The organism is Aquabacterium sp. UBA2148, from assembly GCF_002328915.1.
Classification (GTDB): domain Bacteria; phylum Pseudomonadota; class Gammaproteobacteria; order Burkholderiales; family Burkholderiaceae_C; genus Aquabacterium; species Aquabacterium parvum.
The window spans coordinates 1-8,552 of the sequence record NZ_DCXA01000054.1 but is presented as its reverse complement, the minus strand read 5'-3'; the positions used below and the strand labels follow the sequence as shown (position 1 = coordinate 8,552).

General features: G+C 64.6%; 7 protein-coding genes and 1 tRNA gene. 5 read left to right on the top strand and 3 right to left on the bottom strand.

Translation table 11 applies throughout. From position 1 onward, the window contains the following. Positions 1-80 (bottom strand): hypothetical protein (locus B2W70_RS18510; RefSeq protein ID WP_422652307.1); only part of this gene is annotated, 80 nt, incomplete at its 3' end. A 63-nt stretch (positions 81-143) separates the two neighbouring features. On the opposite strand from B2W70_RS18510, the gene B2W70_RS02970 reads away from it, so the two are divergent. From B2W70_RS02970 to B2W70_RS02950, 5 genes are all read left to right on the top strand, one after another. Then, a complete protein-coding gene (locus B2W70_RS02970; RefSeq protein WP_286742701.1) occupies positions 144-971 on the top strand; it encodes a symmetrical bis(5'-nucleosyl)-tetraphosphatase in 828 nt (275 codons plus the stop codon). 31 nt (positions 972-1,002) lie between these two features. Next, positions 1,003-1,092: transfer RNA gene (locus B2W70_RS02965), tRNA-Ser, on the top strand. 147 nt (positions 1,093-1,239) lie between these two features. Further along, on the top strand, positions 1,240-2,400 hold the full coding sequence (locus tag B2W70_RS02960; RefSeq protein WP_286742698.1) for a fatty acid desaturase family protein: 1,161 nt from the start codon (positions 1,240-1,242) through the stop codon (positions 2,398-2,400). Continuing rightward, positions 2,393-3,526 (top strand): FAD-binding oxidoreductase, encoded by a 1,134-nt coding sequence (locus tag B2W70_RS02955; protein WP_286742697.1) that lies wholly within the window; start codon positions 2,393-2,395, stop codon positions 3,524-3,526. Before B2W70_RS02960 ends, B2W70_RS02955 begins: the two co-directional genes overlap by 8 nt. Positions 3,527-3,691: 165 nt before the next feature. Further along, positions 3,692-5,587 carry a CotH kinase family protein gene (locus B2W70_RS02950; RefSeq protein ID WP_286742696.1) on the top strand — a complete coding sequence of 632 codons (1,896 nt, stop codon included), beginning with the start codon at positions 3,692-3,694 and terminating at the stop codon, positions 5,585-5,587. A gap of 61 nt (positions 5,588-5,648) precedes the next feature. Here the strand turns inward: B2W70_RS02950 and B2W70_RS02945 are convergent, their stop codons facing one another. Further along, on the bottom strand, positions 5,649-8,087 hold the full coding sequence (locus B2W70_RS02945; RefSeq protein ID WP_286742694.1) for a putative bifunctional diguanylate cyclase/phosphodiesterase: 2,439 nt from the start codon (positions 8,085-8,087) through the stop codon (positions 5,649-5,651). Beyond that, the coding region (locus tag B2W70_RS02940; RefSeq protein WP_286742693.1) for a methylamine utilization protein at positions 8,084-8,552 on the bottom strand (469 nt) is incomplete at its 5' end. The genes B2W70_RS02945 and B2W70_RS02940, both read right to left, overlap by 4 nt.

Sequence of the window (8,552 nt, the reverse complement as noted above, 5' to 3'; positions counted from 1 at the left end):
CGGCTGGCCGCGAGCGACATCTCGGACATGGCGAACAAGCCGTTGAGCAGGATCAGGAAAATCAGCAGCGCAAAGTCCATTGAAGGCACCGGGCATGGCCGGGCCGTCTGAGAAGGGACAGCAAGCGTAGCAGAATCCGGGCCATGGACTACCTCGTCGGCGACCTTCAAGGCTGCTGCGATCCGCTCGAGCGATTGCTGCAGACCATCGACTTTTCTCCTTCCCGCGATCGGCTCTTCCTCCTGGGGGACCTGGTCAACCGCGGTCCGGACTCGCTGGGCGTGCTCCGGCGACTGCGGGCGCTGGGAGGTGCGGCCACCTGTCTGCTGGGCAACCACGACCTGCACCTGTTGGCCATCGCGCACGGGGTGCGCGAGCCGCACCGCAGCGACACGCTCGACTGCATCTTGCAAGCACCCGACCGCGACGACTGGCTCAACTGGCTGCGCCAGCAGCGCCTGGCGGTGTGGGACGCCGGCTGGCTGATGGTGCACGCGGGCGTGCTGCCGCAGTGGGACGCGGCGCGCACCGTCGCGCTGGCCGGCGAGGTCGAGGCCATGCTGCGCAGCCCCGACCTGGGTGACTTCCTGACGCAGATGTACGGCAACGAGCCCGCGCGCTGGGACGACGCCCTCACAGGCGTGAGCCGCTGGCGCTGCGTGGTCAACGCGCTCACGCGCCTGCGCTTTTGCACGCCCGAAGGCGAGATGGAATTTGCCACCAAAGAAGGTGCGGGCGGTGCGCCCCAAGGCTTCGTGCCCTGGTTCGAGGTGCCTGCTCGTGCCACCCAAGGCACGCCGGTGGCGTTCGGACACTGGTCGACGCTGGGGCTGATCGATCGGCCTGATTTGCTGGCCCTGGACACCGGCTGTGTGTGGGGCGGACGCCTCACGGCCGTTCGCGTCGATGGCGGGCGGCGAGAGGTGGTCCAGGTGGTTTGCCCTCAGGTACAAAAGCCGACGCCATCCTGACTTGGACTGCCACTACAATGGTCGGTTCCGAGGGTGTGTGGCCGAGCGGTTTAAGGCACCGGTCTTGAAAACCGGCGAACGTTTGCGCGTTCCGTGAGTTCGAATCTCACCGCACCCGCCAGGATCTGGTTGCCGTGGTTGCCGCAGTGGTCAAATCGACTGCGGCGTTGTTGCCGCCCAGGGGACACAGCTGTCCTGCTCCCTCACGCACCGTGAGGCAAGCCAGCTGATCGCCCCGCCAGGTCCGTGCCCCGCGTACCTCCAGATCATGAACCGACCCCCCCGGGAATCACTCGCCGAGGCTGACGCTCAGCGCGCCTTGTACGACCAGATCGAGGCCGAATTCGAGGCCATCAAACTCAAGTACCGCGACATGCTGGGTCCGCAGGACGTGGCCTACATCAAGCGGCTCCGTGCCTGGTCGCGCCGCTTCGAGGTGCTGGGTCGAGGCCTGCTTTGGGTCAGCAAGGAGCCGATCACCTTTGCCCTGGGTGTGCTGTTCGTTTGGTTGCACCGCAACATCGAAGCCATCGAGATCGGGCACAACGTGCTGCACGGCCAGTACGACGGCTTTGCCGAGATCCCGCAGTTCCATTCGCGCAACTTCAAATGGAAGGCGCCGGTGGACGAAGAGGGCTGGCGTCGCGAGCACAACGCCCTGCACCACGTGCACACCAACGTGTTCGAGAAGGACCCGGACCTGAATCACGGCATCTTGCGCATGAACGACAAGACGCCTTGGAACCCCATGCACCGCTGGCAGGTGCCCATCTACCTGCTTTGGGTCTACCCGCAGATCCTGTACGGGTTCAACAACCAGAACCTGGGCTTTCGCCAGGTCCAGCGCGCCAAGGACTTCCCCGAGGGCAACAAAGGCTACGCGCTGGTCGAGCACCCGGGGCAGAGCGAGGCCGACCTCAAGCGTCGGCACAGGCACTCCGTGCTGCGCGTGCTGTTCAAGGAATACCTGGTGTTCCCGCTGCTGGCCCTGGCCACGGGGTTCTCCTTCTGGAAGGTGTTCCTGGGCAACATGCTGGCCGACGCCATCAACAACTACTGGATCGCGCTGACCATCCAGGCCACGCACTTCACGGCCCCCTTGCAGCCCGAAGAGGCGCTGAACCACCGCGGGCACTGGTACCTCAGCCAACTGGATTCGTCTGTGAACTTCAAGGGCCCGCGCTTCATGAGCATCCTGTGGGGGCACCTGAACTACCAGGTCGAACACCACCTGTTTCCCGACATCCCGTCGCGCCACTACCCGGCCATGTCCAGGGAAGTGCGCGCCGTGTGCCGCAAGCACGGGCTGAACTACCAGGTCAACGAGACCTGGGGTCGTGCCATCCGCAATTACGTGGCTCAGATGTGGCAGTTCTCCAAGCCGCCAAAGAACGATCAGGGCATCCCGGCCGGAGCGAACCGTGCTTGAGCGGGCGCTCAATTCGGCGGCCTCCTGGGGGCTCGATCACGTGGGGCAGGGCAGCGTGGATTACGTGGTCAGCAACACCATGACGGAGTTCAACCGCCGCTGCTTGCCCTTCGTCTGGACTTACGACCTCAAGGCATTGGTCGAGCAGGTCATCGACGAAGCCGCTGACGTCAAGACCTTCGTGCTGCGACCCAACCAACATTGGCCTGGCATGAAGCCGGGCCAGCACATCGAGGTGCTGTTGAACGTGGGTGATCAAGTGCACCACCGTTGCTACAGCCCGTCGGCGAGGCCCAACGGGCGCCTGGCCATCACGGTCAAGCGCAAGGAAGGTGGCGTGGTGTCGCCGTGGTTGCACAGCGTGGTGCGGCCGGGGCAGGTGCTGACGCTGGGCAAGCCCCGAGGGCATTTCACGCTGGGCGATCCACAGCTTCCAGGCAAGGTGCTGATGCTGGCGGCTGGCTCGGGCATCACGCCCATTGCATCCATGGTGGCGCAATGCCTGTCGATGCCGGCCGACCAGCGACCCGACCTGAACGTGATGGCCCAGTTCCGCCTTCCCGGCGACGTCATCTTTCGGCCCGACATGCTCGAATGGTCCGCCACAGGTGTGCCGGTGACGGTGGCATTGAGTCAGCCCCAAGCGGCGCCTGCGGCCGACGGCTTGCAGACCGCTGATCGATTGGACGAGGCGCTGATCCTACGCCGTTGCCCTGACGTGGCCGATCGGCATGTCTACCTGTGCGGCCCCGACGGGTTCATGCAGAAGATGCTGCAGGCGCTGAAGGCCTTGGGCGTGCCCGCTCGCGACATCCACACCGAGCGTTTCGAGATGGCGGCTGCCGTGCCGGTGCTAGGTGATCAGGTTGTGGACCTGGAGGGCGCGGAGGTCGTGTTCGAGCACATCAACGCGGCGATCACGCTCAAGGCCTCCGATCAGGGCAAGACCCTGCTGCAACTGGCCAACGAGCACGGGCTGCACCTGGAGCAAGGCTGTGGCAAGGGCGCTTGTGGCACCTGCAAGCTCACGGTGCACGAAGGGCAGGCGCATGGCAACGTGCTGGGCAGCAGCGTCTACCTTTGCACGAGCTTCCCCGGATCGCGGAACCTGGTGTTGGGTGCCTGAGGCGGGCCCTCCAAGCAGGGGGGGCGCATCGCAGAACATTCCTTGTGATCCCTCCTCAAGGGTTTTCCATGGCCGCTTGTCAGCAGGTGCCATCTGGACAATCCCGGCCATGACAACAAAGGGAGGCGCGACACAGGTCGCGACGTGAACATGGCTCAAAGAATCTTGACAACGGCGTCCTTGCTCGGTGGCTTGTTGCTTCTGTCCGGATGCAACGAAACGACCGTCTCTGGCGAGGTGCTGGCCGAAGGTGCCGAGGGCGCCTGGGTTTGCCTGGACACCAACGGCGACTTGCTCTGCGATGACACCGAGCCAGGCGGCGCGGTTCAGGTGGGTGGTGCGTTCCAGTTCCTGCGTCCGACGCTGATGGCCGCACACGCCATGAACCTGGTGGTGCAGGTGCCTGATCAACCAACCCAGACGCTGCCGGTTGCCCCTTTGCCCGCTGGTGCGTTCGTGATGGCCACGCCGGCGCGCGACGATGGCGCGGTTGTCACGGGGCTGAGCACCTTGTTGGCCATGCATCGGTCGGCGCCAGGCCAGGGCGAGGAGGAGGACATCGCCCTCGTCGAGTCCAAATTGAAGCGCACGTTGGGCCTGCCCGAAGAGGTTTCCTTGTTGGCAGCCCCCGGCACCGACGAACAGCGGGACTTGAAGAAACTCGATGCTTGGGTCGTGACAGCCCTGCGTCAGGGCGCGCAGGCGCACTCGCAGACCTCTGCGGGTGATGCGGGGCCAACGGGTGCGTCCACGCGGGCGGCCGCCGAGGTGCTGGCGCCCATCATCGGACGCTACACCCAGGTCGAAACCGGTCAGTTGCTCCACACCGTCGGCGCACGCACGCTGGTGCATGAAACCAAGGCGGCGTTCGCGCCCCACACCTGTGTCACGTTGCCTCCTCCGATGGTTGTCATCGACACCGCTGGCGGTGCGCCGATCGTGGACAAGGAAACCTACGTCCAGGCCCAACTCACCATGGGTGCCACGGCGGACTTCCCTCAGGCGCTGAACTTGTCGACCAAGGTTCGCGGGCGTGGCAACTCCACCTGGAACCTGGAGAAAAAGCCCTATCGCCTGAAATTCGACAGCAAGAGCAAGGTGCTCGGGATGACGTCGGACAAGGATTGGGCTCTGTTGGCCAATCACACCGACAAGACCATGCTGCGCAACGCAGTGGCGCTGTGTCTGGGGCGGGTGATGGGCATGGCCTACACGCCAGCGGCGCACCATGTCGAGTTGAGGCTCAACAACGACTTCCTGGGGCTCTACCAATTCGTCGAGCACGTCAAGGTGGCGGATCACCGCGTGAACATCGGCGCACAGGCCACCAGCCCTGAAGATGTCGATGCGGGGTTCTTCCTGGAGATCGATGCCAGGCTCGATGAAACCCACTGGTTTCGCAGCCAGAGCATGCGCCCCTACACCGTGAAGTCCGATGTCCTGGACGCAACCCAGGTCACGCACATCCGTGACGTGGTCAACGCCATGGAGTCGGCGCTGTTTGGCAGCGATCATCGGGATCCGGTCAACGGGTATGCGGCTCACCTGGATGTCGAGGCCTTGGTCGATTTCTACCTGATCAACGAGTACCTGCGCAACAACGATGCCTTCTACTCCAGCACCTTTGTCAAGAAGGAGCGCGGGGGCAAGCTCACGTTCGGGCCGCTCTGGGATTTCGATCTGGCGGCTGGCAACGTGAAGTTCAATGACAACGCGTCGCCCATCGGTTGGTGGTTGCGTGAGCCGAACAATGTCAATGCGTCCTACATCAAGCAGCTGCTCACCGACCCCGCTTTCGAGCAGCATGTCAAAGCCCGTTGGCAGCACTTGAGGCAGCAGTTGCCGGCTTTGCAGGCTTACATCCAGCAAAGCGCCGAGGTCCTGCAGGCCAGCCAGGCGCGCAACTTTCAGCGTTGGGACGTCTTGAACACCCCCATTTCACCCAGCCCTCTGGCGCTGGGCAGCTACGAGGCGGAGGTGTCTCACCTGCGAGACTGGTTGGCGCAGCGCGCTGCCTGGATGGATGAGCAATTGTTGCCATCACCCGTGGCTTTGCCTTGATGGGCGGCTGAGGGCTTGAGTGGCTGAGCGCCTTGCTCAGCCTGCTTGCAGCAGGAACGGCTCAGTGGGCCTCGGCCAACTCGGGTGAGGCCTGCTGTACAGGGGGCACCCAGCTTGATACCCACTGCGGCAGTTGGTCTGCGGGCATGGGTTTGGCGATCCAGTAGCCCTGGGCGATGTCACAGCCCAGCTCGCCCAGCAGGCCCCAGGCAGCGCCTTCTTCCAGGCCTTCGGCCGTCACTTTCAGCCCCAGGTTGTGTGCCAGGTCGACCACCGACCGCACGATCTTGGCGTCCTGGGCATCGTGGTGCATGTTCATCACGAAAGAGCGGTCGATCTTGAGTTCGTGAACGGGCAGGCGCTTGAGGTAGGCCAGCGACGAGTAGCCGGTGCCGAAGTCGTCGATCGACATCTGCAGGCCCATGTCATGGAACTGCTCGAGTGTTTGCTGCGCGCGATTGGGATCGTCCATGATCGCGCTTTCGGTGATCTCCAGGCACATCGCGCTGGCGGGCACCTGGTGTTCTTGCAGCAGCGCGCTCACGCGCGCGGGCAGTTCGGGGTCGATCAGGTCGCGTGCAGAGAGGTTGATCGACATCTGCAGGCGCAGCCCCTGATCGGCGCAGCGTCGCCAGGTGCGCATCGACTCGACCAGCAGCCAGCTGGTGATCTGTCGGATGAAGCCCGACTGCTCCGCGAACGGGATGAACAGGCCGGGGGGCACCATGCCACGTGCAGGGTGCGCCCACCTGATCAGGGCCTCGGCACCCACGACACTGCCGTTGCGCAAACAAACCTTGGGCTGCAGAAAGAGGCGGAATTCGTTTTGCTCGACCGCCTGGCGCAGCTCGCCGAGCAAGGACAGGGCGGCGTCGGATTTGACATCCAGCTCGGGCCGGAAGATGGTGCAGCCGGTTTGTGCTTGTTTGGCATGGTGCATGGCCAGCTCGGCCCGGCGCATGAGGGTGGCGTCGTCGGTGGCGTGAGTGGGGCATGCCGCGATGCCGATGCCCGCGCCCAGGTCCACCGTGCTGCCGTTGAGGTCGATGGTGGCTTCGAGCCCCTGCTGCACACGTCGTGAGACCGCCAGCGCTTCGTCGATGCCGCCGTGGGCCAGAAGGATCGCGAATTCATCGCCACCGAGTCGGGCCACGGTGTGCTCGGCCTCGTTCAGCTTGTCATGCAGCAGGCGAGCGACGCGCTGCAACAATTGGTCGCCGGCGTCGGTACCCAGCACGTTGTTGACATGCCGAAAACGATCGAGGTTGAGCATGACGACCGCGCAGCCGGTGTTCTGCGCGACGGCCCGCGCCACCGCATCGCGCACGGCAATGGTGAAGCCAGCGCGGTTGGGCAAACGGGTCAGGGAGTCGGTCAGGCCGCTGCGGCGGATCTCGCTTTCGCGCTGGTGAACGGCCTGGCGCATCGACTCGAAGGCCTCGGCGAGCTCGCCGATTTCGTCATCGCCATGGCGTGGGATGGGCGCGTTGAAGTCTCCCCGTGCCAGGCGCGCAGCCAGTCGGGTGAGGCTGGTGACAGGCGTCGTGATGCGGCGTGCGGTCATGGCGCTGCCGATGGCGAACGCCAGCACACCGAAGCCATTGAGCGCGAGGATGGCCAGCTGCAGTTGCTGAAATGGCGCGACGGCGGCATCCACCGATCTCAGCATCACGGCATAAATGGGCACCTGTGCGTCGTTGCCGAGCGCGTGCAGGCGAGCCACGTGCAGGCCGTCGGGCAGCTCGAATGACATGCGGTTGGCGCCGGTGGCCGCCGACGCCGAGGCGGCCGGCATCCACTGGCCCAGCAGCGATTGTCGGGCGTCCTCGCCAAGCAGGGACAAGGCTGCTTGCCAGCCGCCCGACTGAGTTCGTGTGACGATCACCAGGCTCATGGCGGTGAGCTGTTTCATGTCGCGCACCAGTCGCTCGTCGAGCTGGTAGCCCATGACCACCCAACCGATGGTCAGTGGCGCACGGATGGGCACGGCCACCAGTTGCAGCACTTGTTTGCCCATGGCCACGATCACGCCCGATTCACCTGGGTCCTCGGTGGACTCGGCTTGTCGGATGGCTCGCTGGACCAGCCCCGTCAGCTCGGCCGAACGGGGGCCGGTGCTTGCTTGAACCTTGCCTTGGGCATCGGTGATGATCGAAAAGCTGGCGCCCGCGCGTTCGCCATGGTTGTCCAGTGCCGACACCAGGGTTTCGGTGTCGCCACTGGAGAGTGCCTCGCGAAAGCCATAGTCCGCTGCCAGCAGGCGTGTGGACTCGCTCAGGTGGGTGGCGCTTTGTCGCAGCAGCCGCCTGAAGACCTGCTCGCCCAGGTCCAGGGACGAGCCCAGCAATTCCCTGGCGTTGTGGTCGATGCTGCGCTGCACGAGCGCAAAGGTGACGACCTGCACCAACAGCAACAGACCCAGGAAGAGCGCGACGATGCGGAACGCCAACCGGCGCCGCATCGGGAGCGCATCGACCAGGGTGTCGCCGCCGGTGTTCATGGCTTGGGTGGCCCCCCGAGTCGAACGACGCTCGTGTTGCCAGCTGCTTGGACCTTGATGCCTTGGCGCTGTGGCGCTTGTTTGTCACCCATCTGCATGTGCCAGGCCTGCAACGTGTGGTCTCCGGGGGGCACGTCCAGCGTGGCCACACCCGCTTTGTTGGCGATGGCGAAATGCGGGGTGTTGACCACGTGGATGAAGGCCGTCATGCGATCGTGGATGTTGCAGCCCAGGATGGCGGTACCGGCTTTGTCGAAAACCACCGGCGCGGCGGGGGTGCCCGAGTAGAGCTTGATCTCGAATGGCTTGGCCGCAGAGAAGGAATAGATGTGGTGACGCACGGTGTCGAAGTTGGGGAAGCTCACTGCCGTGCCGGTCTGCACCACCAGCATGGTTGGTGTGAAGGCTCGACCGCGTTGCCCCAATTCAGCCTGGGTGCCGGGCGGGGCGGTCGGCTTGCCGCCC